The 25,560-nt window shown below is 64.0% G+C and carries 30 protein-coding genes; 13 read left to right on the forward strand and 17 right to left on the reverse strand.

The window, feature by feature from the left end; all coding sequences use genetic code 11:
* Window positions 1-30: 30 nt before the first annotated feature.
* A complete protein-coding gene (locus tag ACFPWW_RS13230) occupies window positions 31-1,284 on the reverse strand; it encodes a Zn-dependent hydrolase (protein WP_113499426.1) in 1,254 nt (417 codons plus the stop codon).
* Window positions 1,285-1,595: 311 nt separating this feature from the next.
* On the opposite strand from ACFPWW_RS13230, the gene ACFPWW_RS13235 reads away from it, so the two are divergent.
* Window positions 1,596-2,246 carry a TetR family transcriptional regulator C-terminal domain-containing protein gene (locus ACFPWW_RS13235; protein WP_112562745.1) on the forward strand — a complete coding sequence of 217 codons (651 nt, stop codon included), beginning with the start codon at window positions 1,596-1,598 and terminating at the stop codon, window positions 2,244-2,246.
* A gap of 98 nt (window positions 2,247-2,344) precedes the next feature.
* On the opposite strand, the gene ACFPWW_RS13240 is transcribed toward ACFPWW_RS13235, so the two are convergent.
* From ACFPWW_RS13240 to ACFPWW_RS13250, 3 genes are all read right to left on the reverse strand, one after another.
* Window positions 2,345-4,912 carry an HWE histidine kinase domain-containing protein gene (locus tag ACFPWW_RS13240; RefSeq protein ID WP_377311996.1) on the reverse strand — a complete coding sequence of 856 codons (2,568 nt, stop codon included), beginning with the start codon at window positions 4,910-4,912 and terminating at the stop codon, window positions 2,345-2,347.
* The gene (locus ACFPWW_RS13245) at window positions 4,912-5,445 is read right to left on the reverse strand and encodes a biliverdin-producing heme oxygenase (protein ID WP_112562741.1); all 534 of its coding nucleotides are present in this window, start codon (window positions 5,443-5,445) and stop codon (window positions 4,912-4,914) included. Before ACFPWW_RS13245 ends, ACFPWW_RS13240 begins: the two co-directional genes overlap by 1 nt.
* 257 nt (window positions 5,446-5,702) lie before the next feature.
* Entirely contained in the window at window positions 5,703-6,113 is a 411-nt protein-coding gene (locus tag ACFPWW_RS13250; RefSeq protein WP_112562739.1) for a rhodanese-like domain-containing protein, read from the reverse strand.
* A gap of 76 nt (window positions 6,114-6,189) precedes the next feature.
* On the opposite strand from ACFPWW_RS13250, the gene ftrA reads away from it, so the two are divergent.
* Window positions 6,190-7,191: a transcriptional regulator FtrA gene (gene ftrA / locus ACFPWW_RS13255; protein WP_377311998.1), complete on the forward strand. Its 1,002-nt coding sequence runs from the start codon at window positions 6,190-6,192 to the stop codon at window positions 7,189-7,191.
* A gap of 68 nt (window positions 7,192-7,259) precedes the next feature.
* Here the strand turns inward: ftrA and preA are convergent, their stop codons facing one another.
* The 4 genes from preA to ACFPWW_RS13275 form a co-directional block, all read right to left on the reverse strand.
* Window positions 7,260-8,573 carry an NAD-dependent dihydropyrimidine dehydrogenase subunit PreA gene (gene preA / locus ACFPWW_RS13260; RefSeq protein ID WP_112705927.1) on the reverse strand — a complete coding sequence of 438 codons (1,314 nt, stop codon included), beginning with the start codon at window positions 8,571-8,573 and terminating at the stop codon, window positions 7,260-7,262.
* 15 nt (window positions 8,574-8,588) lie between these two features.
* The gene (locus ACFPWW_RS13265; protein ID WP_112758374.1) at window positions 8,589-9,950 is read right to left on the reverse strand and encodes an NAD(P)-dependent oxidoreductase; all 1,362 of its coding nucleotides are present in this window, start codon (window positions 9,948-9,950) and stop codon (window positions 8,589-8,591) included.
* A 439-nt stretch (window positions 9,951-10,389) separates the two neighbouring features.
* A complete protein-coding gene (locus ACFPWW_RS13270; protein WP_377312011.1) occupies window positions 10,390-11,385 on the reverse strand; it encodes a sensor histidine kinase in 996 nt (331 codons plus the stop codon).
* A gap of 191 nt (window positions 11,386-11,576) precedes the next feature.
* Window positions 11,577-12,371, reverse strand: coding sequence for a response regulator (locus ACFPWW_RS13275; RefSeq protein ID WP_112562727.1), 795 nt, complete (start codon window positions 12,369-12,371; stop codon window positions 11,577-11,579).
* 274 nt (window positions 12,372-12,645) lie between these two features.
* Here ACFPWW_RS13275 and ACFPWW_RS13280 point away from each other — a divergent pair, with 274 nt between their 5' ends.
* Both ACFPWW_RS13280 and ACFPWW_RS13285 read left to right on the forward strand, forming a co-directional pair.
* Window positions 12,646-12,852 carry a NepR family anti-sigma factor gene (locus ACFPWW_RS13280; RefSeq protein WP_377311999.1) on the forward strand — a complete coding sequence of 69 codons (207 nt, stop codon included), beginning with the start codon at window positions 12,646-12,648 and terminating at the stop codon, window positions 12,850-12,852.
* Between the two features lie 9 nt (window positions 12,853-12,861).
* Entirely contained in the window at window positions 12,862-13,416 is a 555-nt protein-coding gene (locus ACFPWW_RS13285) for an RNA polymerase sigma factor (RefSeq protein ID WP_007815244.1), read from the forward strand.
* A 145-nt stretch (window positions 13,417-13,561) separates the two neighbouring features.
* On the opposite strand, the gene ACFPWW_RS13290 is transcribed toward ACFPWW_RS13285, so the two are convergent.
* From ACFPWW_RS13290 to hemP, 7 genes are all read right to left on the reverse strand, one after another.
* Window positions 13,562-13,963, reverse strand: a complete 402-nt coding sequence (locus ACFPWW_RS13290) for a hypothetical protein (protein ID WP_377312001.1) — start codon at window positions 13,961-13,963, stop codon at window positions 13,562-13,564.
* Window positions 13,964-14,067: 104 nt separating this feature from the next.
* On the reverse strand, window positions 14,068-14,418 hold the full coding sequence (locus ACFPWW_RS13295; RefSeq protein WP_112705924.1) for a DUF883 family protein: 351 nt from the start codon (window positions 14,416-14,418) through the stop codon (window positions 14,068-14,070).
* 133 nt (window positions 14,419-14,551) lie between these two features.
* Window positions 14,552-15,346 carry a heme ABC transporter ATP-binding protein gene (locus tag ACFPWW_RS13300; protein ID WP_377312003.1) on the reverse strand — a complete coding sequence of 265 codons (795 nt, stop codon included), beginning with the start codon at window positions 15,344-15,346 and terminating at the stop codon, window positions 14,552-14,554.
* A 10-nt stretch (window positions 15,347-15,356) separates the two neighbouring features.
* Window positions 15,357-16,466: a FecCD family ABC transporter permease gene (locus ACFPWW_RS13305; protein WP_377312005.1), complete on the reverse strand. Its 1,110-nt coding sequence runs from the start codon at window positions 16,464-16,466 to the stop codon at window positions 15,357-15,359.
* 2 nt (window positions 16,467-16,468) lie between these two features.
* Entirely contained in the window at window positions 16,469-17,398 is a 930-nt protein-coding gene (locus tag ACFPWW_RS13310; RefSeq protein WP_112753700.1) for a heme/hemin ABC transporter substrate-binding protein, read from the reverse strand.
* An 11-nt stretch (window positions 17,399-17,409) separates the two neighbouring features.
* Window positions 17,410-18,459, reverse strand: coding sequence for a hemin-degrading factor (locus ACFPWW_RS13315; protein ID WP_112562713.1), 1,050 nt, complete (start codon window positions 18,457-18,459; stop codon window positions 17,410-17,412).
* Between the two features lie 20 nt (window positions 18,460-18,479).
* Complete coding sequence (gene hemP, locus ACFPWW_RS13320; RefSeq protein ID WP_112562711.1) at window positions 18,480-18,665, reverse strand: hemin uptake protein HemP; 186 nt, start codon at window positions 18,663-18,665, stop codon at window positions 18,480-18,482.
* Between the two features lie 180 nt (window positions 18,666-18,845).
* Here hemP and ACFPWW_RS13325 point away from each other — a divergent pair, with 180 nt between their 5' ends.
* The 5 genes from ACFPWW_RS13325 to ACFPWW_RS13345 all read left to right on the forward strand — a co-directional run bounded on the left by ACFPWW_RS13325 (window position 18,846) and on the right by ACFPWW_RS13345 (window position 21,810).
* Window positions 18,846-19,292: a hypothetical protein gene (locus tag ACFPWW_RS13325; RefSeq protein WP_112705920.1), complete on the forward strand. Its 447-nt coding sequence runs from the start codon at window positions 18,846-18,848 to the stop codon at window positions 19,290-19,292.
* A gap of 71 nt (window positions 19,293-19,363) precedes the next feature.
* Window positions 19,364-20,701, forward strand: a complete 1,338-nt coding sequence (locus ACFPWW_RS13330) for a TonB family protein (RefSeq protein WP_377312007.1) — start codon at window positions 19,364-19,366, stop codon at window positions 20,699-20,701.
* A gap of 107 nt (window positions 20,702-20,808) precedes the next feature.
* On the forward strand, window positions 20,809-21,216 hold the full coding sequence (locus ACFPWW_RS13335; protein WP_112562705.1) for a DUF2325 domain-containing protein: 408 nt from the start codon (window positions 20,809-20,811) through the stop codon (window positions 21,214-21,216).
* Complete coding sequence (locus tag ACFPWW_RS13340) at window positions 21,213-21,485, forward strand: hypothetical protein (RefSeq protein WP_112705917.1); 273 nt, start codon at window positions 21,213-21,215, stop codon at window positions 21,483-21,485. Before ACFPWW_RS13335 ends, ACFPWW_RS13340 begins: the two co-directional genes overlap by 4 nt.
* Window positions 21,486-21,495: 10 nt before the next feature.
* Window positions 21,496-21,810 carry an antibiotic biosynthesis monooxygenase family protein gene (locus ACFPWW_RS13345; RefSeq protein WP_112562701.1) on the forward strand — a complete coding sequence of 105 codons (315 nt, stop codon included), beginning with the start codon at window positions 21,496-21,498 and terminating at the stop codon, window positions 21,808-21,810.
* Between the two features lie 72 nt (window positions 21,811-21,882).
* On the opposite strand, the gene ACFPWW_RS13350 is transcribed toward ACFPWW_RS13345, so the two are convergent.
* Entirely contained in the window at window positions 21,883-22,254 is a 372-nt protein-coding gene (locus tag ACFPWW_RS13350) for a DUF423 domain-containing protein (protein ID WP_112562699.1), read from the reverse strand.
* Between the two features lie 2 nt (window positions 22,255-22,256).
* Window positions 22,257-22,646, reverse strand: a complete 390-nt coding sequence (locus ACFPWW_RS13355; protein WP_377312008.1) for a group II truncated hemoglobin — start codon at window positions 22,644-22,646, stop codon at window positions 22,257-22,259.
* A gap of 228 nt (window positions 22,647-22,874) precedes the next feature.
* Between ACFPWW_RS13355 and ACFPWW_RS13360 the strand changes: the two genes are divergently transcribed.
* From ACFPWW_RS13360 to ACFPWW_RS13375, 4 genes are all read left to right on the forward strand, one after another.
* A complete protein-coding gene (locus ACFPWW_RS13360) occupies window positions 22,875-23,438 on the forward strand; it encodes a TetR/AcrR family transcriptional regulator (RefSeq protein WP_112562695.1) in 564 nt (187 codons plus the stop codon).
* Window positions 23,439-23,602: 164 nt separating this feature from the next.
* Window positions 23,603-23,944, forward strand: a complete 342-nt coding sequence (locus ACFPWW_RS13365) for a DMT family transporter (RefSeq protein ID WP_112562693.1) — start codon at window positions 23,603-23,605, stop codon at window positions 23,942-23,944.
* Between the two features lie 185 nt (window positions 23,945-24,129).
* A complete protein-coding gene (locus tag ACFPWW_RS13370) occupies window positions 24,130-24,915 on the forward strand; it encodes a ThuA domain-containing protein (protein ID WP_377312009.1) in 786 nt (261 codons plus the stop codon).
* A 9-nt stretch (window positions 24,916-24,924) separates the two neighbouring features.
* Window positions 24,925-25,560: Gfo/Idh/MocA family protein (locus tag ACFPWW_RS13375; RefSeq protein ID WP_377312010.1), on the forward strand; the 636-nt coding region annotated here is incomplete at its 3' end.

A 25,560-nucleotide genomic window follows, 5' to 3' on the forward strand; every position in this document is an offset into this window, starting at 1 on the left:
ATGAGGGGGCTCCGGGCGCAACGCTATCCATCACACCACAATCTCCGCGGTCTCGACCACCGCATGGAACAGCACATCGGCGCCGGCGGTGGCCCATTCCTTGGAAATCTCTTCCGCTTCGTTATGCGAGAGGCCGCCCACACAGGGGCACATGACCATCGTCGCGGGCGCGACCTTGGCGGCCCAGCAGGCGTCGTGGCCGGCGCCGGAGATGATGTTCATGTGGCTGTAGCCGAGACGTTCGGCGGCGGAGCGGACCGAGGTGACGAGCTTTTCGTCGAAGGTGACGGGCTCGAAATGGCCGATCGCCTCGATGGAACAGCCGACGCCGAGCGCGTCGCAGATGTCAGGCGCTTCGGCCTCGATCTTTGCCCGCATGCGGTCGAGCTTGGCCTTGTCGGGCGAGCGGATATCGACGGTGAAGACCACCTTGCCCGGCAGGACGTTGCGGGAGTTGGGCGAGAAGAAGACCTGGCCGACGCCGCCGACGGCGCCCGGCTGTTCGCCCATGGCGACAGCCTGGACCATTTCGAGGATGCGCGACATCGCCAGGCCGGCATTGACGCGCATATTCATCGGCGTCGAGCCGGTATGGGCCTCCTTGCCGGTCAGCGTGAATTCCAGCCACCACAGGCCCTGACAGTGGGTGACGACGCCGATCTGCTTGTTTTCGGCTTCGAGGATCGGACCCTGCTCGATGTGATATTCGAAATAGGCGTGCATCTTGCGGGCGCCGACCTCTTCGTCGCCGACCCAGCCGATGCGTTTCAGTTCGTCGCCGAAGAGATTGCCCTCGGGGTCTTTGCGGTTATAGGCGAATTCCAGGCTGTGAACGCCGGCGAAAACGCCCGATGCCAGCATGGCCGGCGCAAAACGGGCGCCTTCCTCATTGGTCCAGTTGGTGACGACGATCGGGTGCTTCGTCCTGATGCCCAGGTCGTTCATGGTCCTGACGACCTCGAGGGCGCCGAGAACGCCGAGAACGCCGTCATATTTGCCGCCGGTCGGCTGGGTGTCGAGATGCGAGCCGACATAGACGGGAAGGGCGTCCGGATCGGTGCCGGGGCGGGTCGCGAACATCGTGCCCATCCTGTCGACGCCGAGCGTCAGGCCGGCCGCCTCGCACCATGTCTTGAAGAGGTTGCGGCCCTCGGCATCCGAATCCGTCAGCGTCTGGCGGTTGTTGCCGCCGGCAACCCCCGGGCCGATCTTCGCCATGTCCATGAGACTGTCCCAGAGACGGTCCCCGTTGACGCGCATGTTTTCGCCTGGCGCTGCCACCATGATTGAAAGTCCTCACCTGTTTTGCGGCAGTCATGCAAAGTCCATGCCCGCCTTGTTCCCGTGGTCAAATCCCGCTGCCGTCTTCCGTTCGTTCAATGCCGGAAAATCGCCAGTTGCCTTTGTTTTTTATCTGGCGGATAATTTGACCGATTGGTAAACATTACAACTTCCATCGCTGCGCTCAAGACGAAAATCACGAAAAATCGATAGAAAATACAGGCAAAAATACAGGCAATTGCCTCTAAAAGCGGCAGGAGGGCCGCTCTTCCAATCTTGAGCGAAGGAGTTGAATTTCAAGGGGAAAAGAGCGAATGGCCATACCGAGAGCGGCGAAGACACTGCGGCGGACACGCATCCAGGAAGAAAAGGAAGAGCAGATCCTGGAAGCGGCGCTGGACGTGTTTTCGGTCAGCGGCTTCCGCGGCTCCACCATCGACCAGATCGCCGACGTGGCCGGCATGTCGAAGCCGAACCTGCTCTATTATTTCCGCACCAAGGAGGCCATGCACCGGGCGCTGATCGACCGGGTGCTCTATAACTGGCTGGAGCCGCTCCGGGCCTTCGACGCGGAAGGCAATCCGGAATCGGAAATCCGCAGCTATATCCGCCGCAAGCTCGAAATGGCGCGCGATTTCCCGCGCGAGAGCCGGCTCTTCGCCAACGAGATGCTGCAGGGCGCGCCGCACGTTCTCGATATGCTGAAGGGACCGCTGAAGGAGCTGGTCGACGAAAAGGCGGCCGTCATCCGCGCCTGGGCGAATAGCGGCAAGATCGCCCATTGCGACCCCTATCACCTGATCTTCTCGATCTGGTCGACGACGCAGCACTATGCCGATTTCGACGTGCAGGTCCGCGCCGTGCTCGGCGAGGAACATTCCGGCGACGGACGGTTCGAAGATGCGGCACGCTTCCTGGAACAGCTCTTCATCAACGGGCTGCTGCCGGAGCACGCTCGCGGCTGACGCATGTCGCGCAAAAGTGCGAAGCGGTTTTGCGATAACGACATGCGCAGGAACAGAGAAGCATGTCGCGCAGAAGTGTGGAGCGGTCTTGCGGGATTCTAAGGCTTCTGCGGAACCGCCAGACGGGCCAGGATGTCCGTGACCCCCTCGATCGTATAGGGCTTCTGCAGGACCGGCGCGTCCGAGTGGCTGTGGGCTTGGGCTATTCCCTCGCCATAACCGGTGGCGAAGACGAAGGGCACGTTGTTGGCGGCCAGCCGGTCGGCAATGGCGAAACTGGTTTCGTCGCCGAGATTCACGTCGAGCAGCGCCAGATCGAAGGACTGGCCGGACAGGAAGGCCATGGCATCGGCGACACTGGGCGCGGTGGCGACTTCCGCGCCAAGGCGGCGCAGGATGTCTTCGCCGTCCATGGCGATGATCAGATTGTTTTCCACCAGCAGCACGTTGAGGCCGGCGAGCGGCTCGTCGTTTCGCGCCGCGGCCGGGCGTGCGGCCGCTTCGACCGGTGCCGGGGCCGGCAGTTCGCCTGTCGCGCCGACCGTGTTGACGTATCTGGCCGGAATGGAGAAATCGGCCTCCAGCCCTTGCCTGACGTAGCGGACCTCGGCCTTGCCGCCGAGATCGTAGGGGATGGAGCGGCGGATGATCGTCGAGCCGAAACCCTGCCGCTTGGGCTGCGTGACCGGCGGGCCGTCCTTTTCGCGCCAGCGGATGTGGAGAGTGCCGTCTTCGTCCCGTTCCCAGCCGAGTTCGACAAGGCCGGACCCGGAAAGGCTGCCGTATTTGGCGCTGTTGGTCACCAGCTCGTGGAAGACGAGGGCCGTCGTCGAAAAAGCCTGGGGTTCCAGCAGCACGTCGTCGCCGGTCATGCGGATGCGCTGGGCGTTTTTGCCGAGATAGGCGGCGGCTTCGGCCAGCAGCAGCTGCCGCAGCGAAGCCGGCGCCCAATGGTCGCGGGTGATCTGGTCGTGGGCTCGGGAGAGCGACTGGACGCGGCCTTCGAGCTGGCGCACATAATCGGGCAGGCTTGCGGAGGTCGATTGCGACTGCCGGATCAGTCCGCCGATGAGGCCGAGAATGTTGCGGACACGGTGGTTCAGCTCGGCGATCAGCAGCTCCTGCCGCTCGTTGGCGAGCTGGCGCGCCATGCTCGCCTCGTCCGTCAGGCGCAATACGACCTCGATCAGGGTGACGCGGATGGTTTCCGCAACCCGTCTTTCCGCTTCGGTGAAGGGCAGGGAACGGCCGCGCACGAGCTCCGACCAGGCCTCGAAACTCTTGCGCGGGGTAAGCCGCGGGCCGTTCGGGCCGTATTCCACCGGCTTGTGCGGATCGCCGGCCCAGCGGACGGTGCGGACGATCTCCTGGCGGAACAGCACGACATAATCGCGCGGCGAACGGGAGATCGGAATGGCCAGCATGCCGGCAACGGTTCCGTCGGTTTCGATATCGGGATAGGTTTCGCCGAGCCGGTCCACGGCATAGACCCGGCCTGCGGCATTGCGGTTGAGGTGGCGGACGAGGGCGGCGAAACCCTTTTCATCCGGCCCGAGGCCGGCAATCGCCAGCCGGCCGTTGATCCACACGCCGATGCCGTCGGCGGGAATGGCGTCGGCCAGCGCGTCGATCAGCCATGTCGGATCGTCGAGCAGGCTCGCATTGTCGGCAACGGAGGTCAGCAGCCGGTCGGCGATGCGGCGCGCCTTGGTCTCGTAGTCGAGCGCCAGGCGCCGTTCGCGGCTTTCGAGGCGGGAGGCGAACATCTGGCCGAAGAGTTCGGCCGTGGAGCGGCTTTCGGCCGAGGGCAGGCGGGCGGAGTAGTGATGGCAGGCAAACAGGCCCCAGAGCCTGCCGTCGACGACGATGGAGATCGAGAGCGAGGCGCCGACGCCCATATTCTTCAGATATTCGATGTGGATGGGCGAAACCGACCGCAGCACCGACATGGAGAGATCGAGCGGGCGGCCATGCTCGTCGCGTTCGGGCAGGATCGGCACCGGCACCGCATGGATATCGGCAATGATGCGGAAGAGATTGCGCAGATAGAGCGCGCGCGCCTGCACCGGAATATCGGATGCGGGATAATGCAGGCCGAGGAAGGAGCCGATGCCGGGCCGGGCGGCCTCCGCCACGACTTCGCCAGAACCGCTGTCGTCGAAGCGGTAGACCATCACACGGTCGAAACCGGTCAGGGCACGCGCCTGGCGCGCGCCTTCGCGAAAGAAGGCTTCCAGCGTTTCGGTATGGTCGAGGCGGGCCATCATGCTGCGCATGGAAAGCGACGGGGCCTCTTTGCCTTCGTCGCAAGGTTCGCCTTCGATGATGATCTGGCCGTGGCTCACATGGATCGCCACGTCGAAGCGCTGGTGGCCGGAGGTGAGGGCAATACCAAAAATGCGTTCCACGACATCGGGTCCGCGCAGGGTGGCAAGCTTGTTGCGAAGGCTGTGCAGCGCATCCGGCACGAGGATCGACGAGACGGGCCGGCCGACCGCTTCGGCATGGGCAATGCCCAGGAATTGCGAAAGGTTTGCCGAAGCGCGGGTGACGATCCAGTCGGCGGAGACGGCAAGCAGGAAGCCGAAGGGCTGGACGGAGCCGAGCTGATGGATCGGCTCCCGGTCGCAATTGGTCAGATCGACAGGGCTTGCTGCCTGGTTCATCAAGCCGTTTCCAGTTCGAGCTGCGCGGCCTTGCGGAAGAGCGCGAAGGCATGGCGTGCCGCGGCAACCGCGCCTGCTATATCGTCGATGCCGCTCGCATCCAGGCTGTCCATGAACAGGCGCATGGAGCCCTTCGGACCCTGGGGGCTGAGATAGACGCTCGGCAGGTGCGCGGGCACGGTCCTTGCGAGCATGGCGCCGCCAAGCTTGGACCCTTCCAGCACGTAGACCGCGCCCCAGAGGGAGGCGTCGTCGTCAAGCTCGGGCTGCTGAAGGGGCCGGGGCGGAAGGTCGTCCAGCGCCGCTATATCGGCAAGAAGAAGGGGCGTGCGCCGGCGTTCCGGCCAGTCCGGCAGCAGCCTGGCAATGCCGGCCCGTTCCAGGGCGGATTCGATTGCGGGCACGGCGCGGGCGTGGGCGCGCAGGAAGGCCTTGTAATCGCCGGGATCGGAAAGGCTGAAATTACCGAAGAGGGCGTCCACCTCGGCATGGCAATCTGCTGTTTGTGCGCGTAGGGCACTGCGAAGTGACATGCTGGCCGTGTTCCAAGTAATATCGCATAGATGCGGCCCGGATGGGGCAGACGAAACTAACGATATACGGCAGCGCTGGCGTATTTCCAGAGAAATCGATAGAAAAACATGGATTTCGCAGAGATTGGCAATGCAATTTCTGCGGATCTGTCCAGCCGGGCCGGCATAGAGCGGCCAGACATTGACGCGGCGCGAAAGTCATGGCCGGCGACAGGTGAAATTCCCTTCCCTCCATCGCAGAGAGAAGGGAGATTGGATCAGGCGGCCGCGCTTGCCCCGCCTTCGAATGCGAAGCCTTCGTCCGCCCAGCCGGTCAGGCCGCCGATCATCAGCTTGACCGAGAGGCCGAGGCGCGAGAGGCGCAGCGCCGCCTTGTCGGCGCCGTTGCAATGCGGGCCGGCGCAATAGACCACGAACAGCGTGTCGGAAGGCCATTCGGACATGCGGTGGGCAGTCATCTTGCCATGCGGCAGGTTGAGGGCGCCGGGAATATGCGAAAGGTTGAAGAGCGCGGGCGAGCGCACGTCGAGCAGGACGAAATCGACCTTGCCGGAGGCGAAGGCTGCGTTCACATCCGAGCAATCGGTCTCGAAGGCGAGCTTGCGGGCAAAATATTCGGCAGTGGCGTCGGGCGCGGCGGCGGGGATTTCGGAAACGGGGCTCGGCATGATCTGGTCCTTTGCTGGCTTGGCTTCGGTTGCGGGCGATCATTGCCGATGATAGGGATGGACGAAATTGGCCATCATGACTGATAGCGTAAAGATCATGCCAAAATCGGAGACATGTCGCACACAGGGACCGCATGTGGTGGCGCTCGCCTATGACGGGCTCTGCACGTTCGAATTCGGCATCGCCTACGAGGTCTTCGGCCTGCCGCGGCCGGAAATGGGCGAGGGCTGGTATCGCTTCTCGGTCGCCGGCATCGAGCCCGGTCCGCTGCGGGCGGCCGGCGGGCTGACGGTTGCGGTCGATCAAGGGCTGGAAGCGCTCGACGAGGCGGATCTCGTTATTGCGCCGGGATGGCGGGCGATCGATGCGCCGGTGCCGGCGCCGCTGATATCGGCGTTGAGGGCGGCGCATGAGCGGGGCGCGCGGGTCATGTCGCTCTGCTCCGGTGTCGCCGTGCTTGCGGCATCCGGCCTGCTCGCCGGCCGGCGGGCCACGACCCACTGGCGCTATGTCGCCTCGATTGCCGCGCGCTATCCCGACATCGCGCTCGATGCCGACGTGCTCTACATGGACGAGGGCAGCATCCTGACGGCCGCCGGCAGTGCGGCCGGCATCGATCTCTGCCTGCATGTGGTGCGCGGCGATTTCGGCCCCGATGCCGCCAACAGCGTGGCGCGCCGCCTCGTCGTGCCGCCGCATCGCGAGGGCGGGCAGGCGCAGTTCATCGCCGCTCCCGTGCCGGAAGAGCGCGAGGGCATCCGTCTTGGGCCGCTGATCGAGTGGATGCGCGAACGGCTGTCCGAAGAGCAGCCGATCAGCCTGCTTGCCGGCAAGGCCGGCATGAGCATGCGCACTTTCCAGCGCCGTTTCGAGGCGGCCACGGGCGACAGCGTCGGCGAATGGCTGCTGAAGGAGCGGCTGCGGCACGCGCGCGATCTTCTCGAAAAGGAGCTTGCCGTCTCGCTCGACGATATCGCTGTCGCCAGCGGTTTCGGCACGCTTGCGACCATGCGCCACCATTTCCGCCGGCGGCTGGGAACGAGCCCCAGCGCCTACCGGAAGTCCTTCGGGCTTTGAGGACCAAATAGCGGGAAAAGAAAAAGCCGCCGTGGATGGGCGGCTTCTTCGTCGGGCTTTCGGAGGTTTTACTCCGCCGCCTGCCTCGCCATCGGGTTGTTCGGATGGGTCGTCCAATTGGCGTAGTTCGGATCGACGACCTTGCCGGTGCGCTTGTCGAGGGCGCCTGCCGGAAGCGCTTCCATGGTGATGCAGTTTTCGACCGGGCAGACGCTGACGCAGAGATTGCAGCCGACGCATTCCTCTTCCATCACCTCGAAATGGCGGGCGCCGTTCACGAAGTTGGTGATCGCCTGGTGCGACGTGTCCTCGCAGGCGATGTAGCAGCGGCCGCATTTGATGCAGGCGTCCTGGTCGATCTTGGCCTTGGCGATGTAGTTGAGGTTCAGATACTGCCAGTCGGTGACGTTCTGCACGGCGCGGCCGGTAATGTCGTCGAGGGTCTTGTGGCCCTTTTCGTCCATCCAGTCCGAGAGGCCCGTGATCATTTCCTGGACGATCTTGAAACCGTAGGTCATGGCGGCGGTGCAGACCTGCACGTTGCCGGCGCCGAGCACCAGGAATTCGGCCGCGTCGCGCCAGGTGGTGATGCCGCCGATGCCGGAGATCGGCAGGCCGTAGGTTTCCGGATCGCGGGCGATCTCGGCGACCATGTTGAGCGCGATCGGCTTGACGGCCGGGCCGCAATAGCCGCCGTGGCTGCCCTTGCCGCCGACCGTCGGGTTCGGGGCAAAGTTGTCGAGATCGACCGAGACGATCGAGTTGATCGTATTGATGAGCGAGACGGCGTCCGTGCCGCCGGCCTTGGCGGCACGCGCCGGGCGGCGGATGTCGGTGATGTTGGGCGTCAGCTTGGTGATGACGGGCATGCGCGTATACTGCTTGCACCAGCGCACGACCATTTCGATATATTCCGGCACCTGACCGACGGCCGAGCCCATGCCGCGCTCGGACATGCCGTGCGGACAGCCGAAATTCAGCTCGATGCCGTCGGCACCGGTTTCTTCCACCAGCGGCAGGATCGCCTTCCAGGCCTGTTCCTCGCAGGGCACCATGATCGAGGCGATCAGCGCCCGATCCGGCCAGTTCATCTTCACCTGCTTCATTTCGCGCAGGTTTGTCTGCAGATCGCGGTCGGTGATGAGCTCGATATTGTTGAGACCAAGCAGGCGCCGGTCGGCGCCCCAGATCGCGCCGTAGCGCGGGCCGTTGACGTTGACGACGGGCGGGCCTTCCTCGCCCAGCGTCTTCCAGACGACGCCGCCCCAGCCGGCCCTGAAGGCGCGCTCGACATTGTAGGCCTTGTCGGTCGGCGGCGCAGAAGCGAGCCAGAAGGGGTTCGGGGACTTGATGCCGACGAAATTGTTGCGGAGATCAGCCATTGTTCATTCTCCCCTTCAGGCGACGGCGACGGCCGGAGCGGCTGCGGCAGTCAGGGTGCGGTGAATGGATTCGGCCGCATCGCGGCCGTGGGCGACGGCAGAGACGGTGAGGTCTTCGCCGCCGAAGACGCAGTCGCCGCCGGCCCACACACCTTCGATCGAGGTGCGGCCTTCGGCATCGACGGCGATCCGGCCGGATTCCATGCGCAGCGCGCCGAGGCTGGAGGCTTCGAAGGTCTGGCCGATGGCTTTCAGGATATGGTCGGCAGTGATGACGCCGGTCTCGCCGGTGCCGGTGAGGCGGCCATCGACGAGCGCGGTATATTCGACCTCGATGCCTGCCACCTTGCCGTCATGCGAGAGGATGGATTTCGGCGCCAGCCAGTGGCGGATGATGACGCCCTTGGAGGTGGCGAGATCCTGCTCGAATTCCGAGGCGTTCATATGCTCCTTGCCGCGGCGGTAGCAGATGGTCACTTCCTCGGCGCCAAGCAGCTTTGCCTGCACGGCGGCATCGATGGCCGTCATGCCGCCGCCGAGAACGACGACGCGGCGGCCGATGGCGATCTTGCCCTTGTCGGAAGCCTGGCGCAGGGCGGCGATGAAATCGACGGCGTCGTCGACACCCGGCAGGTTTTCGTTATCGACGCGCAGCGCGTTGACGCCGGCAAGGCCGAGGCCGAGGAAGACGGCGTCGTACTGGCCCTGCAGGTCGGCAAGCGAGAAATCGCGGCCGAGCTGCTGGCCGTGCTTCACTTCGATGCCGCCGATCGAGAGGACATAGTCGACTTCCTTCTGGGCGAAGTCGTCGACCGTCTTGTAGGTGGCGATGCCATATTCGTTGAGGCCGCCGGATTTCGGCCTGGCGTCGTAGATCACGACATCATGGCCCTTGACGGCGAGGCGGTGGGCGGCGGCAAGGCCGGCAGGTCCGGCGCCGACGACGGCGATCTTCTTGCCGGTCGCCTCGGCGCGCCGGTAGAACTGCTTGTCGGCAGCCATCGCCGCATCCGTGGCGTAGCGCTGCAGCCGGCCGATCTCGACGGGGCGCTCTTCGGCGGTGTTGCGCACGCAGGCCTGCTCGCACAATTCTTCGGTGGGACAGACGCGGGCGCACATGCCGCCGAGGATGTTCTGGTCGAAGATGGTCTTCGCCGAACCCAGCGGATTGCCGGTCGAGATCTGGCGGATGAAGAGCGGAATGTCGATGGAGGTGGGACAGGCCGTCATGCACGGCGCGTCGTAGCAGAAATAACAGCGGTCGGCTGCGACCAGCGCTTCGTGGTTGTCGAGACGCGGGTGAAGATCGGAAAAATTAGCCTCGTACTCGGCGGGCGAAAGCCGGCCGGCACGAATCCCAGTTTCCAGGCGTTCCATTGAAGTTCCCTCTTTATTGGTAACGACTAGTGAGGGAATCGTAACTCAGGTTCAAAAATTTATCAAACGGTAAAATTTTGGCAATTTTCTTGCGTTTTCAGCCTGTAAGCAGTTGATTTTGTTTGTTGTGGCGTTTCTTTGAGCAGCCCCTGCCTGCGAAGTGGAACCTGGCATCGGAAAGCCGGATCGCGGGCCGTTGCGAAAAAGCCGACAAAAGGCGATTTTTTTTACGATCGGACGGAACTAAAGTTAACGCGGGTAGTTGATGGGGTATCCGGATGATGACCGCATCGACCCAACATGCGCGCCCCCAACCCATCATTCGGACGAACTCACGGTCCCCTCCCGGTGAGTGGAGACAACCGGTGCGCCGCCCTCGCACCGGTTGTTTTCCGTTTGGGCTCCCAATTTTCCGGCAAAAAGCGTGCAGCGCTGCGCCTCAGCCGCGTTTGAGGATTTCGAATTCCGTTTCCGGAACCGTCAGGTGGTATTCGATGCGGCCGGGTATGAGCGTCAGTTCGGCCTTGCCGTTGACGGAGGAGGGCACGACACGTTCCAGCACGGTGCGGCCGAAGCTGTTTTCGCTGAATTCGTGCACGTCGGCGCGGTTCGGCAGCACTTCCACCCAGGCAAGTTCGATGGCCTTGCGGCCGGCAATATCGGCTTCCCGGCAGTTCAGCGTGACCGATGTCGCGCCGCTGGCGATGGCGCCGTAGGAGGCGGAATTGACGATGAGCTCGTGCAGCGCGAGGCCGAGATGCACGGCGGCGTTCGGCGTCAGGTGGGCGTTGATGCCGAAGATCGGCATGGAGCCGGACGTTTCGGGCCAATAGGGGGCGAACTGCTTTTCGGCGAGCTCGAACAGGAAGGCGCCGCGCCAGCTGGAATCGGTCACGAGATCCTGGGAATTGGAGAGCGACTGCAGCCGCCCGCGGAACTTCACCAGGAAGGAGTCGAGAGAAATCGTGTTGCGCGCGGTCTGCGTGGCAATGCCCTGGATGATGGCAAGCAGGTTCTTGGAGCGGTGCGACAGCTCGCGCAGCAGCGATTTCAGCACTTTCTCGCGGTGGCGGCTTTCGGTGACCTCGGAGATGACCGAGAGCAGGCCGTAATCGCCGTGGCCGCCGGTGCGCTGGACCTTCAGTTCGAATGTCCTGGTTTCGCCGTCGATGGCAACCTCGACCTCGGCAGCGCTCGACGCGCCCGTCTCCAGCACCCGGCGCTTCATTGCCTTCAGCTGTTTGCCGTGCGCCTCGCCGAAGAGCGAGGCGTCGTCGCCGCCGCGCACGAAGCGCTTCTCGAAATGCGGGGGAAGGTTCTCGGCATAGACGATCGAAAGCCGGGCATCCTGATAGAGGATGGAAATGGCGGCGCTGGCGAGCGCCCGCTCCAACATGGCCGCCTTGCCTTCGGTGGTGAAAGGCGTTCCGGACAATGGTCCAGTCGTATTCACTCGGCCGCCTTTCCTCAGTCCCTTCGAATATAGGGAGGGATGTCACCCCCCGACAAACCTGCCGGTCATTCTAGAAGCAAGCGCTGCAAAAACCGTTAAAGCCGCCAATACGCTCCGGCAGAGCCGGAACGCATCGTCGCCGGAATGGTTCCGGCGCGGCCGAAATTCGCGTTTCAGGCCGCCACGCGGGTCGTTTCGTTAAAGAAAAGCGCCTGGCTGATCAGAGCCTTGACCATGTCGGGGTTGAACGGCTTGGTGACGAGGAAGGTGGGCTCCGGCCGCTCCCCGGTCAGCAGCCTTTCAGGGAAGGCGGTGATGAAGATGACGGGCACGCTCGACGTCTTCAGGATATCGTTGACGGCATCGATGCCCGAGCTGCCGTCGGCAAGCTGGATATCGGCCAGCACCATGCTCGGCTTGGTCTTGTTGTAGAGGGCGACGGCCTCCGCATGGGTGCGGGCGATGCCGGTGACGCGGTGACCGAGGCTTTCGACCATCTGCTCGATATCCATGGCGATCAGCGGCTCGTCCTCGATAATCATGATATCGGTCGCCACCTGGCGCGAGATCTCGTTCGAGGCCTTGTCGAGCAGCTGCATGGTTTCCTCTTCGGTGATCTCGAGGATCTCGCCGATTTCGGAGACGCGGAAATTCTCCACCGAGGCCAGCAGGAAGGCCTGGCGGGCGAGCGGCGAGACCTTGGAGAGGTTCAGCGTGGCGCGCTGCTCCCAGGCATAGGGAGAGGACGGTTCCGGAATCTCGACCGCGGTGGAACCAAACAGTTGCGTGAACAGTTTGTAGAGTGCAACGCGGTCATTCGCGGTATCCGGGAAAATGGAAAGATCGGCGATGATCGCTTCCAGGACGGCGGCGACATAAGCATCGCCCGATGTCTGGGTGCCGGTAAGCGCGCGGGAATAGCGACGCAGATAAGGAAGGTGCGGCGCAATTCGAGTGGAAAGTGTCATTAAAAAACTCCCGTCTGCAGGGCGGTAATGGCTGCAATGACCTGAAAACGCCGCCTCGGTAAAAAAGTTCCGGAGGCGAGGAACTTTTTTTGCGATGCCGCATTACCCTATCCGACAAATGAAGGGCGTCACGTTTTGACCCATGCGAACGGACTGGAACAGAGCCATCAAGGGTTCGAAAGAGCCGGCTTGATCGATCCGGTATCGGTTCCATTTACCTTTAAGGGGGAATTTGCCTTTCATCCCGAGACAACAGGCAAGAAGTGATCAGTTGATGACGACAGCAAAGATAGAAGCATCGGACGAGCGCCAGCTGGAACTCAGGGCGAGCGATTTACTGGATCCGAACAATCAGATCGGCGTCAGGCTGCGGTCGCTTTATGCCGCGGTCCAGGAGGAGGCTATTCCCGACCGCTTCCTCGACCTCCTGGAAAAGCTCGACCAGGCCGAAATGATGGCTTCCGCAAAGATGGCCGAATAGGATATCCGCATGGAAAAAGCGCAACCGAGCTTCAAGCGCGAACTCCTGGCGGCCCTGCCAAGCCTTCGCGCTTTTGCCATCTCGCTGATCGGCCGGCATGACCGGGCCGACGACCTGGTTCAGGACACGATCATGAAGGCCTGGGCCAAGCAGGACCATTTCGAGATGGGCACCAACATGAAGGCCTGGCTCTTCACCATCCTGCGCAACGAGCTTTACAGCCAGATGCGCAAGAGCGGCCGTGAAGTGCAGGACAGCGACGGCCTGTTTACCGAATCCATGGCGACGCATCCGTCCCAGTACGGCGCGCTCGACCTGCAGGATTTCAAGAAGGCGCTCGACCAGCTGCCGCCGGATCAGCGCGAAGCGATCATTCTCGTCGGCGCCTCGGGCTTTTCCTACGAGGAAGCGGCGGAAATCTGCGGCTGCGCGGTCGGCACCATCAAGAGCCGCGTGAACCGCGCGCGCCAGCGGCTGCAGGACCTGCTGCAGATCTCGGGCGAGGCGGATTTCGGCCCGGACGCCACCTCGGCGCCGCTGACCTCGAAGGCCTTTGCCTTCTGATTGACCCGTTTCCTGGGAGGAAGGATGGCCGGCTGCCCCATCGGGCGCCGGCTTTTTTATTGCCGCCGGAGGGATATGGCAGCGCACCGCATGCACGGGCGCGCCGCGTTCTTCCGATGCCGAAGCGCAGGCAGAATTGGCGGGATCAATCGTCGCGCCTGGACCCCACGAGATTGGCGGCGACAAGGGCGGCGACGATGCCCGCCGTCAGCAGCGGCTGCGAACGGACGAGGCCGAGGCCGACGGTTGCCAGAGATTCGAGGGCCGCGCGGCGCTCGCGGGCGCGGCGGGCTTCCTGGTGGTTCATGATCGTCATGATGATGAAGACGACGATGGCGATCAGCAGGGCGCAGGCTGCCAGGAAGAGCGATGCGCCGATCGGCCCGTAGATGCCGGCCAGCCAGATGGCCCCGGCGGTGACGGCCAGCGCATGGGCGGTCAGGACGAACAGCAGTGCAACGGCAATGAAGATGCTGTTGCGCTTGGTGCGCTCCACGGTGCGTTGAACGCTCGTGCCCACGAGCAGGCTCAGGATCGGGAAAAGCATCGAGCCTCCTAAAGCGGTTCCGGCCATGTGCGCGGTGGTTCTGCGTCCGGAATCGGGTTGAAACGAAGAGATAGGGCGGCTCGCCTCACTGGAAGGCAAACGGCCTAGCGGCGGGCGAGCATGGCGACGAGCAGGCCGAAGGCGGCGGCGGCGCCGACGGTTGCCAGCGGGTGGCGGCGCACGGTGCTTCTGACTTCGCTTGCGCCGCGCAGGTAGCTCTGCTGCAATTCGCGCAGCAGGTCCTCGCTGCGGCCGAGAATGTCCTCGTAACTTGCCGATGCCTGCGAGCGCAGCTTCTCACCCTGATGGCGGGAGGTCTTGCCGAGAACATGGGTGAGTTCGGCAAGCTCTTCGCGCAGCGCCTCGATCTGCTCCTCGATGCCGGTTTCGAGATTGTGGAGGGCGCCGTTGCGGCTGCGGCGGCTGCGGCTGGAATGGAAGAGGGAGTAGGCCATGTCTGTCTCCATTGCTGGGCGCAGAAAAGCGCCACCCGGTTTCGCGCGGGGTCAGCGCCATCAATGGCACGGAAGGGAGCGCCCGGCTTTGACCCAAATCATTGCGGACAACGCATTCGGGCGGGAAAGGTTCCTAGCCGGCGGCAAGCGCGCTGTGGGCCAGCACGAAAGGCGTGCCGTCGGACGGCACCTGATTGACGCGCAGCGGGCAGCCGAAGACGGATTGCATGCATTCGTCCGTCAGCACCTCGCGCACGGTGCCGGAAGCGGCCAGCCGGCCGGATTTCATCAGCACGATCCTGTCGGCGAAAAGGGCCGTCAGGTTGAGATCGTGCATGACCGCGATCACCCCGCCGCCGCGCTCGCAGAAATTCCGCGCCAGCCGCATGATCGTCAGCTGGTGGCTGATATCGAGGCTGGAGACCGGCTCGTCCAGCAGCAGCCAGCAGGGCTTGCCGCCGACGGTGGGCTCGGCGATCTGGCAGAGAACGCGGGCCAGCTGCACGCGCTGCTGCTCGCCGCCGGAAAGCTCCTGGTAGAAGCGCCCTTCGAAGCCCATGAGATCGACGGCGGCAAGCGCCCTGGCGGCCGTTGCATCGGCCTGGTCGGCGTGAAGGTTGAGGCCGGAGGTCAGCCCCATGCGGACGATCTCGCGTACCGTGAAGGGAAAGGAGATGCTGCTTGCCTGCGGCAGCACGCCGCGAACCGAGGCAAGCTGCCAGGGTTTGAGCGTGCGCACTTCCTCGCCGTTCAGGAGCACCGAGCCGTCATAGGCGAGTTCCCCGGAAACGGCCTTCATCGTCGTCGTCTTGCCGGAGCCGTTGGGGCCGGCAATGGCGGTCAGTTCGCCGGCCTTTGCGGCGAAGGCGACATGTTGCACGATGGTCTTGCCGGAAAGGCGCACGCTGACGCCGGAAACTTCGATCATCGGGGCAAACTCAAAGGGCAAGGCGCGAGCGCTGCCGCAGCAGGATCCAGAGGAAGAAGGGGCCGCCGACGGCCGCCGTGATGATGCCGATCGGCAGTTCGGCGGGGGCGACGATGGTACGGGCCAGCACGTCGGCAAAGATCAGCAGCGAGCCGCCGAGCAAAGCCGAGGCCGGCAGCAGGAAACGGTGGTCGGGGCCGATTGCCATGCGCAGGATGTGCGGCACGACGATGCCGACGAAGCCGATGCCGCCGCTGACGGCAACGGAGGCGCCGGTTGCGGCCGCCACGGTGACGATGGCGATATTCTTCAGCCGCTGCACCGGTACGCCCATGTGGAAGGCGGCGGCCTCGCCGAGCGTGATGGCGTTCAGCCCGCGCGCCATGAAGGGCAGGGAGACGAAGGAGAGGAGAATGATCGGGCCGGCAGCCGATATCTTGATCCAGGTGGCGCCGGCCAGCGAGCCCATGCCCCAGAAGGTGAGGTCGCGCAGCTGCTGGTCGTTGGCCATATAGATCAGCACGCCCGTCAGTGCGCCGGCGAGCGCGCCGAGCGCGATGCCGGCAAGCAGCATGGTGGCGACCGAGGTCCGGCCGTTGCTGGTGGCGACGCGGTAGAGCAGCAGCGTGGTGGCAAGGCCGCCGCCGAAGGCTGCGAGCGGCAGGGCATAGATGCCGAGGGCCAGATAGAGCGGCGCTGCGACGCTGCCGCCGAGCACGATCATGACGACGGCGCCCAAGCCCGCGCCGGAGGAAACGCCGACAAGGCCGGGATCGGCGAGCGGATTGCGGAACAGGCCCTGCATGACCGCGCCGGACACGGCAAGCGATCCGCCGATCAGGAAGCCGAGAATGGCGCGCGGCAGGCGGATATCGAAAATGATGATGCGGTCGCGGGCGCTGAGCGCCGTTTGCGACCCCGCCATGTTCCTCACGACATCGAGGATAGAGGCGTCCGAGGCCCCTGTCGTGACGGAGAAGAGCAGGGCGAAGACGGAAGCCACGAGGAGGAAGGCGATTGCCAGCAGGGCGAGTTCGGTCCTGTCGCCCGCCTGCCGGCTTTTGCGGAATGCCGCCGAAAGGGATCGCCTGTTGTCCGTCATGGCTTCCGGAACGGCCATCGTCAGCCCCCGTAGATCGCCGCGTTGAGCTCGCGCACGGCGCTCGCCGTGCGCGGGCCGAAGCCCAGCAGATGCAGGCCGTCCATGCGGATGATCGCCTTCTTCTCGCCGGCGGGCGTGATCGCGATCGCCGGCTGGGCCAGCAGGTCCTCGTTCTTCGTACCGGCGCCGTCGCCGCGGTTCATCATCAGGATGACGTCGGGCCTGGCGCTGACGATCGCCTCGTCGGTGAGCGGCTTGTAGCCGGGGAATTCGCCGATCGCGTTGACGGCGCCGGCAAGCCTGATGACGCCGTCGGCGGCCGTGCCGGTGCCCGAGGCCATGATGCGGCCGTTCTGGGCGCTCAGGATGAAGAGCACCCGCTTGCGCTCGGCCTCGGGGCGCTTTGCGGCATCGGCGACGGCGGCATCGAGATCGGCGCCGACCTTTTCTTCCAGCGCTTTGGCCTTTTCCGGCACGTTCAGGAGCGTGCCGACGCGGTCGATCTTGGCGATGATGCCGTCACGCGTATAGGCGTTCGGAACGGTTTCGAAGGGCACGCTGGCATTCTTCAGAACGTTCAGCGCCTCCTGCGGGCCGGACCCCTCGACGGCGATGATCGCCGTCGGGTTCATGGCGAGAATGCCTTCCGGGGAAAGGGCGCGCATGTAGCCGACATCGGGCAGTTTCAGCGCGGCTTCCGGATACATGCTCGTCGTGTCGCGGGCGATCAGCCGGCCCTGCTCGCCGAGCGCATAGATGATCTCGGTGACGTCGCCGCCGACCGAAACCAGCCGCGACGTATCGAGCTTCTTCTCCTCGGCATGGGCGGCGCGGACGAAAGCGTAACCCTCGCCCGCCGGTGCGGCCGGGATCAGCGGCAGGGCCATGACGGCAGCGGTCAAAGCCAGTTCCCAGAGGCGGATCCGGCGCAGGTTGTGAGGCATCTTCATCGCTCCGATCCTCACGCGGCCACGCTTGCGGCCCGCGGCAGGTTTTCCATGATCTCGCGCCATTCGGCGCGCTCGTCGGAGCCTTCCTTCCGCTTGCCGAAGAACTGGATAATCATGTCGCCGTTGGCGTCATAGGCTTCGAGCGAGGTGACGTGGCCGTCCCTGGTCGGCTTGCGCACGGCCCAGGTCTCGGCAATGTGGTCCTGGCGCAGATGCAGGTGGAAGGTCTCGTCGAGGATATTGATCCACGGACCCATCGGCTGGACGTTGAAGATCGGGCCGGAATGGATCTGGACGATGCCGTTATTGGCAACGAAGCACATGATCGGCAGGCCCGACTTGACGGAGGCGTGCATCATTTCGGCCGTCGCCCTGTTGTCGAGCTTCCAGGCATAGTCGTCGCCGACGGTGCGCACGGCGGCCTGCCGGCCGATCTTCAGGCGCTTCAGCATGCCGAAGAACTCGTGCGTGTCGGTCATCTTGCTCCAGTTGTCGCGCAGTTCCTCCTTGCTGACGTTGCCGTCCTCGTCGGAGGCGAAGGAGGCTTCGGCCTCCGCGAATTCCTGGCTCTGGTCTTCCAGCGTCAGCTCGGCGACGATGCGGCGGTAGGCTTCGACATTGGATGCCGGGCGCAGATGGATCTTGTGGATGGCGCTGCCGGTCCTGTCGAAATACTGGAGGCTGAGGCGCTCGGTGTCGCCGTCCTTCTTGGTGACGGCAAAGGCATGCGCCCAGCGGCTCGGGAAGATGCGCAGGTCGATGTTTTCGCCGAGCACGATCGCGTTGTGTTCGCCGACCTTGATGTTTTCGTAGACGCCGATCTTCTCGTGAACGGCGCTTTCGTTGCGCGACAGCGCCAGGACCTCGCCGAGATCGGCGACGCGCTCCAGGAGCCGGGCGGCGCTGGCATCGATGCGCGTTGCACTGATGCCGACTTCGGCGGCGACGAGGGCGGCTTCGGAAATCTTGAGCTGCGCGGCAATGTCGCGCTCGCGCATCTTCGGATTTTCGGCGCGGAACGCGCGGATTTCTGCTGGTGCCGGTCTGGTCTGCTCGGTCATGTCCTACCCTGCTGTCAAGCTTACTTGTTGAGAATGAGTTTGCCCTGACGGGTGATCTTCAGGCGGTAGATCAGGCCGTCGTGCCGAATCATGATCTCGTTGGTGCCGGCAAAAAGGTCGCCGCTTTCGAGAACGCGGATATCGGCCGCCGCAGCTTCGTTGCGCGGCGGTGCGAGCTTAAATGTATCTGGCTTTTCAACCATCATTTCGGTTGGCTTATTCCGTGATTGCGGGGGTCAAGACCCCGGTTCCGGTGACATTTATCTTGACTTTCATACTCATAGTTTTTTAAAGACGCAATAATTGAAGACAATCGCAGTCAAGTTTTTGATCGGGCTGCTGCGAACCCGCCGGCAGCAGCCAATTTGCCATATGGAGAGACGATAATGATGGGTCGGTTTGCTGCTTTTGCGGCCAGCGTGCTGTTTTCGGTGTCGGGCGTGGCCGGGGCCTATGCGCAGGATGCGGCAGCGGCCGCCAGTGCCCCCGCCGCCAAGCTCGATGTCGAGCTTAACGCGCTGGCGCCCTCGCAGAAGGGCTGCATGATGACCTTCGTTGCCGAAAACAACCTGGCGGCGCCGATCAACAAGATCTCCTTCGAGCTTGCCTTCTTCAACGACAAGAACGCCGTCGACCGCATCACCGTGCTCGACTTCCGCGACCTGCCGCAGGGCAAGAAGCGCGTGCGCCAGTTCGATATGCCCAACGTCAAGTGCGAGACGGTCACGCGCATCATCATCAACGATACGCCGGTCTGCGACGGGCCGGCGACCGGCGAATGCATGAAGGGTCTCGTGACCCGCTCGCAGATCTCCGTTCCTTTCGAGGGTTAAGGCGGGTCGAAGGCTAAACCCAGGCCGGGCCGAAGCCCGGCGCGCATGTTGCAGTCTGTCCGAGGCGTAAAATGGCAATTTCAGCGAAATCCAGATCGAGACACGTGCTCATCGAGGAGGCGAGCGCTGACGGCAGCCTGAACGACAACACGCCCGGCATGCATCCCGGCCACGAACTGTCCGACCTGCGCAACGCGCAGCGCCAGCCGGCCGGCGAGCAGGTCATCCACTATGCGCGTTTTGCGCAGATCTCGTCCTTCCCCGATCATCCGCAAGCGGCGCCGGCCGTTGCCTCCGCGCCGCCGCCGATGGATGCGGCGGTGGAAAAGCAGGAGGACGAGAAGGCGCCGGTGCGGCGGCGGCTGACGCTGACCTGCATCTGCTCGCTGATCTTCCATGCGGCGTTGGCGACCGCGCTGATCGTCGCTTTTCCCAAGGCGCCCGAGGAGGCGATCGAGGAAGCCGGCGAGGCTGTCAGCGTCGTCATGTACGGCAATTCCGACATCGACCAGACGGCCGCCGGCGAGACGGAAACGACCGTCCAGGAAGAGATCATCCCGGAGGCGGTCGAACCCGATACGATCCAGCCGACGGAAACGCAGACGGCGGAGGTCCAGCCCGAAACCGTTCAGCCGGCGGAGCTTGCGCCGGCCGAGACGCAGGATCCCGTTCAGCCGGCGCCGGCGCAGGAAGTGACGCGCGTCTCGCCCGAGACGGCTGCGGCCGTCGAGCCGGAAATCCTGGTCTCCGAAGTGCCGGCAGAGGAATCCGTCGTGCAGCCGATGTCGGCGGTCGTTCCCGAACAGCCGACGCCTGTCGATACGGTCAGTTCCGAAGTGCAGCCGGTAGAGGTTCAGCCTGTCGAGACGGCGACGGTTCCGGAGGAGGTCAAGCCGGTCGAAACGGCGGAAATCCAGCCCGAGCCGGAGCAGCCGCAGGAGGTCGTGACCCCGGCGCCGAAACCGAAGCCGACGGTGCAGGAAAAGCCGAAGCCGGTCGAGAAAAAGCGGCCGCCGAAGAAGACGGCGGGTTCGCGCGGCGAAGGCCAGCAGGATTCCCAGCGCGGCGTGGCCGAAGGCACCTCGCAGGCGCAATCGGACAGCAATTCGCGGGCCGCCGGCAACAATAGCGGCATCGGGACCGCCGCGACGGCAAATTATACCGGCAAGGTTCGAAGCCGTATCCGTCGCGCCATCAGGCAGCCTCGCGGCGTTCAGGGCAGCGTCGTCGTCACTTTCTCGGTGAGCGGCAGCGGCAGCCTGACGTCGGCGCGCGTATCGCGGGGATCGGGCGTTCCGGAAATCGACCAGCTCGCCCTTGATGCGGTGCGCCGCGCGGCACCTTTCAGCCCGCCGCCGGGCGGGCAGTCGATGACCATGTCGGTGCCGATCGAGATCACGCCGCGATAATATGATTAAAACATTCAACTTTATACTTTACTCTAAAAATCAAGTTTAATAAGGTCCGTTCGCACACGCAGGAATCGTGTGACGATCAACGAGCGAACGGGTGGCAAATGGCTCGAAAGGCGAAGAAGGGGGCGAACCGGGAGATCCGCGTTCAGGCCGGTCAGGAGAGCAGGCAGGCCTCCTCGGGGCGCTCCAAGCTGGATGGCCGCAGTTTCCTCTATGTCGGCGGCCGCGATTGCCAGGTGGCGCATTTGCGCGAGATTGCCAGCAGCTTCGGGGCGGAACTCATCCATCACGACGGCGGCCTTCGCGAAGCCGTTTCGCGCATCGATACGCTGCTTCCTTCGGTGGACTGCGTCTTCTGCCCCATCGACTGTATCAGCCACGATGCCTGCCTGCGGGTGAAGACCGGCTGCAAGAAGTTCAGCAAGGCTTTCATTCCGCTGCGCAACGGCAGCAAGTCCAGCCTGGAGCGTGCGCTGCAGACGATGAACGAACGAGACAATTCCCGATGAACGACGAACGCCCCGACGGGTTTACGATGATCGGCCTGCACAAGCTTGCCGCACATGGCGGCGAGGGCCTGGTGCCGGAGCTTTACGCGGTTTTCCTGGAAAATGCGGCGCGCCAGCGCAGCTATCCCAATGTCGTGCTGTTTCCCGCCTGGGAAGCGCGCATGCCCGGCGAGGCGGCCGCAAGGCCTGTCGGCGCGGATGCGGCCGCCGGCAATAATATCGTCGCCTTTCCGCGCTATGCGCAGCGGGCGAGCAGGAAGAAGGCGTGAGGAATTTTCGATGTATATCGCGATGAACCGCTTCAAGGTGGCCGCCGGCGCCGAAGGCGATTTCGAGAATGTCTGGCGCAACCGCGATTCCGGCCTGTCGCAGGTTCCGGGCTTCGTCGAATTCCGCCTGCTGCGCGGCAAGGCCAATGCGGAGGAGGGCTACACGCTGTTTTCCTCGCATACGCTCTGGGCGAGCGAAGAGGATTTCCAGAACTGGACGAAGTCGGAGAATTTCCGCGCCGCCCATCGCAATGCCGGGGACAACAAGGCCATGTACAAGGGGCCGCCGGTATTCGAGGGGTTCAACGTGGTCGAGGGCGTGTAAGCGGCCTGCATTTTGGCGCCGTAGTCTGCCGCTTGCTCATCCCCTTTTCGCCGATGAGCAGAAGGGGGTGGGTTAGGCCCGCACCCGCCAGAAGGCGCTCGCCGAGACCGCCAGCCAGCCCAGCATCATCGCCCAGCCGCCGGTCGGCGCGGCATAGGGGAAGAGGCCGGCGCCGGTGAAGCGCAGGGTGACGAGGTCGCCGGCAAAGAGCAGGGTTCCCACGATCATCAGCAAACCGGCGAGCCAGGCGGTTCTAACCCTGGCCGCGCCGATCGCCAGAGCCAGAAGGGCCGGGGCGTGGGCGAGGCACATGGCGGAGGCGGAGGCTGCGAGATGGGCCTCGCCGCCGCCATGGGCGGCAAGGGCGGCAAGGGCCACCCCGGCAAGGCCGAACAGGCCGGCGAAGAGATAGAGCACCGGCTCCAGGCGCGCGTTCAGGCTCATGGCTATTCCTTGTTCTGCATGTGGTGGGCGAGGCGCTCGACGGGCGCCCATATGAGATCGCGCAGGGCCTTGCTGGCGATGGTCTCGTCGATCGCGCGGCGAAAGCAGAGCAGCCATTCGTCGCGTTCGAGCGGGCCGATCTCGGCCACGAAATGGCGGCTGCGCAGGCGGGGATGGCCGCGCTTGTCGGTATAGAGCGGCGGGCCGCCGAGATAGTCGGTCATATATTCGTAGAATTTCTCCTCGCTGCCTTGGAGATCCGGCGGATGCACGGCGCGCACATGCCTTGCTTCCGGCAGCGTATCCATCAGCTCGTAGAAGCGATGCGTCAGCGCCCGGACGGCCGGATCGCCGCCGATCGCCTCATAGAGTGTGGTGACATTTTCCGTCACGAAACCATCCCTTCATTACCCGTCCCGGCACAGCGCTGACCCCTTCGCCGCCCCGGGTGTCCGAAAACCGTTTCAGGCGGTCCGGTCCGGTGTTCTAGATGCACCCGATCAAAAAGGATCGCAACTGTCATCAAAACAGCGCGGCATTTCGCGCATAATCCCTTACGGGGCAGGGGCTCCGGCAGATTTCCCTTGACAAAACCGTCTGGACGGTATCTTTGTAAAACCATGTCAAACGCTCACCATCGCAAGAAACAACCCGTGCTCGTTCGCCAGCAGCTGCTGGAGGTCGCCGCGCGTCTTGCCGGGGAGCAGGGCATGGGCGCCGTCACGCTCGATGCGGTCTCGGCCGCGTCGGGCGTCAGCAAGGGCGGGCTGCTGCATCACTTCCCCACGAAGAATGCGCTGCTGGACGCCCTGTTCGAAAGCCTGCTCGAGAGGTTCGACGCCGATATGGACGAGCTGATGCGCGGCGATCCGCTGCCGCAGGGCCGTTTCTCGCGCGCCTATCTGCAGGCGGTGTCCGGGCTGAAGGATCGTCCCGACGATTCCCGAAGCTGGACGCAGGTGACGATCGCGCTCTTGGCCGAACCCCGATTGCGCCACCGGTGGCGCGAATGGGTGGCGGCAAGGGCCGAGGAATATATCGGCACCGATTCGGCGCTCGACACGCTGATCGTGCGGTTTGCCGCCGACGGCCTGTGGTTTGCGGATACGCTGGAAAGCCACGATATCGACGACGGACTGAGGCGAGAGCTGATCGCCCGCCTCATCGAGCTGACCCACAAGTAGAGCCGGGGCCTCCCTCCATTCTCAGGATGACGGGGGACGCTCCACCCCTTCGTTTCCAGGCAGGTCCGGACGCAGAGCGCCTCCCACGTTCGCCGGCATTGCTGGAGCTTGCTATTGCACAATTCCGCGCACAGGGCGGAACGTGTTTGAAAAGGAATACCGCCATGAACCCGGCTGCCGTCTACGGGCTGCTCGTTGCAGCCATCGTGCTCGAAGTGATCGGCACGACCGCCCTTCAGCTGTCCCAGCAGTTTACCCGGCTCGGGCCGACGGCGCTCGTCGTCGCCTGCTACGGGGCTGCCTTCTACTGCCTGTCGCTGACGCTGAAACATATTCCCGTCGGCATTGCCTATGCGATCTGGAGCGCTTTGGGGATCGTGCTGATTTCCTCCGTCGGCCTCGTCTTTTTCAAGCAGCGGCTGGATACGCCCGCCATTATCGGGCTCGGGCTGATTATTGCGGGCGTGGTCGTCGTCAACCTCTTCTCCAAGACCGTTTCCCATTGATGTGAAAGGGAATTTTTGCCGGCAGTGCGGCGGCTGAAAATCCCCTTTGTCAAAATCGCGGCAAAGGTCTATGTCTTCTTCCGACGCGGAGGAGGAACGGCTTTGGCCGACCATCTTTCCAAAGCGCTTTGAACCCCGCCTTTTCGCCTGCCGAACATATCCAGAAGTTCTAGAGGAGCATCGCCATGGCCATTCGCACCGTCGTCTGGGGTGAGAACATCCATGAGAATACCAATGCCGTCGTCCGCGAGATCTATCCCGAGGGCATGCACACGACCATTGCCAAGGCGCTGAACGGCGACCCGGCGATTTCGGCGACCACGGCTACGCTGCAGGAGCCGGAGCACGGTCTTTCCGAAGCCCGGCTTGCCGAGACCGACGTCCTGACCTGGTGGGGCCACAAGGACCACGGCGCGGTTTCCGACGTCGTCGTCGAGCGCGTCGCCAAACGGGTCTGGGAGGGCATGGGCCTGCTGGTGCTGCATTCGGGCCATTTCTCCAAGATCTTCAAACGGCTGATGGGCACGCCCTGCGCGCTGAAATGGCGCGAGGCGGGCGAGCGCGAGCGGCTGTGGACGATCAACCAGCGCCACCCGATCGCCGCCGGCCTCGGCGAGCATTTCGAGCTGGAAAACGAGGAAATGTACGGCGAGCAGTTTTCCGTGCCGGAGCCGCTGGAGACGGTGTTCATCTCCTGGTTCCAGGGCGGCGAGGTGTTCCGCTCGGGCCTGACCTGGCGGCGCGGTGCCGGCAACATCTTCTATTTCCGCCCCGGCCACGAAACCTATCCGACCTATCACGACGCCAACGTGCAGAAGGTGCTGATCAACGGGGTGAAGTGGGCCTATAACCCGGCGGGCGCATTGAAGAGCATTACCGACGCCCCAAATGTGCCGGTAGAAAAAGCCCTGGAGCCGATCGTCGAACGCGGCCCGAGACTGCACCAGGCCGGCGAAGCCGGTTACCGCTGAGGAGCATCCATGCGACTACTCGTTCTTGGTACGGGCCTGATGGCAAAGAACCAGCTCGACCACTTCACCCGCATCGACGGCGTGGACGTGGTCGGCGCCGTCGATACGGATGCCACCCGCCTTGCCGCCTTTGCCGACAAGTTCAATATCGAAAAGCGGTTTCTGTCGCTCGACGAGGCGATCGCCTGGGGCGAATTCGACGCGGCGACGAATATTACGCCTGACCGCATCCACCACCCGACGACGATGGCCCTGATCGCCGCCGGCAAACATGTTCTGTGCGAGAAGCCGCTGGCGGAGAACTATCCGAAGGCGCTGGAGATGACGGAAGCGGCAGAAGCGGCCGGCGTCATCAACATGGTCAACCTCACCTACCGCAACGTCGCCCCGCTGCAGCGGGCGCGCGAAATGGTGCTGGCGGGCGAACTCGGCACGATCCGCCATGTGGAGGCGTCCTACCTGCAGAGCTGGCTGGTCTCGCGCGCCTGGGGCGACTGGCGCACGGAATCGACCTGGCTGTGGCGCTTGTCGACCGGCCACGGCTCGAACGGCGTGCTCGGCGATGTCGGCATCCACATTCTCGATTTCGCCGCCTATGGCGCGGCCACCGATATCGACCATGTGTTTGCGCGGCTGAAGACCTTC

Origin of the sequence: Rhizobium sp. GCM10022189 (genome assembly GCF_042656325.1) — a bacterium.
Lineage (GTDB): Bacteria > Pseudomonadota > Alphaproteobacteria > Rhizobiales > Rhizobiaceae > Rhizobium.

Coding starts and splice junctions, on each gene's coding strand:
- ACFPWW_RS13230 (WP_113499426.1), bottom strand. CDS start 1,284: ATGGTGGCAGCGCCAGGCGAAAACATGCGCGTCAACGGGGACCGTCTC.
- ACFPWW_RS13235 (WP_112562745.1), top strand. CDS start 1,596: ATGGCCATACCGAGAGCGGCGAAGACACTGCGGCGGACACGCATCCAG.
- ACFPWW_RS13240 (WP_377311996.1), bottom strand. CDS start 4,912: ATGAACCAGGCAGCAAGCCCTGTCGATCTGACCAATTGCGACCGGGAG.
- ACFPWW_RS13245 (WP_112562741.1), bottom strand. CDS start 5,445: ATGTCACTTCGCAGTGCCCTACGCGCACAAACAGCAGATTGCCATGCC.
- ACFPWW_RS13250 (WP_112562739.1), bottom strand. CDS start 6,113: ATGCCGAGCCCCGTTTCCGAAATCCCCGCCGCCGCGCCCGACGCCACT.
- ftrA (WP_377311998.1), top strand. CDS start 6,190: ATGACTGATAGCGTAAAGATCATGCCAAAATCGGAGACATGTCGCACA.
- preA (WP_112705927.1), bottom strand. CDS start 8,573: ATGGCTGATCTCCGCAACAATTTCGTCGGCATCAAGTCCCCGAACCCC.
- ACFPWW_RS13265 (WP_112758374.1), bottom strand. CDS start 9,950: ATGGAACGCCTGGAAACTGGGATTCGTGCCGGCCGGCTTTCGCCCGCC.
- ACFPWW_RS13275 (WP_112562727.1), bottom strand. CDS start 12,371: ATGACACTTTCCACTCGAATTGCGCCGCACCTTCCTTATCTGCGTCGC.
- ACFPWW_RS13280 (WP_377311999.1), top strand. CDS start 12,646: ATGACGACAGCAAAGATAGAAGCATCGGACGAGCGCCAGCTGGAACTC.
- ACFPWW_RS13285 (WP_007815244.1), top strand. CDS start 12,862: ATGGAAAAAGCGCAACCGAGCTTCAAGCGCGAACTCCTGGCGGCCCTG.
- ACFPWW_RS13290 (WP_377312001.1), bottom strand. CDS start 13,963: ATGCTTTTCCCGATCCTGAGCCTGCTCGTGGGCACGAGCGTTCAACGC.
- ACFPWW_RS13295 (WP_112705924.1), bottom strand. CDS start 14,418: ATGGCCTACTCCCTCTTCCATTCCAGCCGCAGCCGCCGCAGCCGCAAC.
- ACFPWW_RS13300 (WP_377312003.1), bottom strand. CDS start 15,346: ATGATCGAAGTTTCCGGCGTCAGCGTGCGCCTTTCCGGCAAGACCATC.
- ACFPWW_RS13305 (WP_377312005.1), bottom strand. CDS start 16,466: ATGGCCGTTCCGGAAGCCATGACGGACAACAGGCGATCCCTTTCGGCG.
- ACFPWW_RS13310 (WP_112753700.1), bottom strand. CDS start 17,398: ATGAAGATGCCTCACAACCTGCGCCGGATCCGCCTCTGGGAACTGGCT.
- ACFPWW_RS13315 (WP_112562713.1), bottom strand. CDS start 18,459: ATGACCGAGCAGACCAGACCGGCACCAGCAGAAATCCGCGCGTTCCGC.
- hemP (WP_112562711.1), bottom strand. CDS start 18,665: ATGATGGTTGAAAAGCCAGATACATTTAAGCTCGCACCGCCGCGCAAC.
- ACFPWW_RS13325 (WP_112705920.1), top strand. CDS start 18,846: ATGATGGGTCGGTTTGCTGCTTTTGCGGCCAGCGTGCTGTTTTCGGTG.
- ACFPWW_RS13330 (WP_377312007.1), top strand. CDS start 19,364: ATGGCAATTTCAGCGAAATCCAGATCGAGACACGTGCTCATCGAGGAG.
- ACFPWW_RS13335 (WP_112562705.1), top strand. CDS start 20,809: ATGGCTCGAAAGGCGAAGAAGGGGGCGAACCGGGAGATCCGCGTTCAG.
- ACFPWW_RS13340 (WP_112705917.1), top strand. CDS start 21,213: ATGAACGACGAACGCCCCGACGGGTTTACGATGATCGGCCTGCACAAG.
- ACFPWW_RS13345 (WP_112562701.1), top strand. CDS start 21,496: ATGTATATCGCGATGAACCGCTTCAAGGTGGCCGCCGGCGCCGAAGGC.
- ACFPWW_RS13350 (WP_112562699.1), bottom strand. CDS start 22,254: ATGAGCCTGAACGCGCGCCTGGAGCCGGTGCTCTATCTCTTCGCCGGC.
- ACFPWW_RS13360 (WP_112562695.1), top strand. CDS start 22,875: ATGTCAAACGCTCACCATCGCAAGAAACAACCCGTGCTCGTTCGCCAG.
- ACFPWW_RS13365 (WP_112562693.1), top strand. CDS start 23,603: ATGAACCCGGCTGCCGTCTACGGGCTGCTCGTTGCAGCCATCGTGCTC.
- ACFPWW_RS13370 (WP_377312009.1), top strand. CDS start 24,130: ATGGCCATTCGCACCGTCGTCTGGGGTGAGAACATCCATGAGAATACC.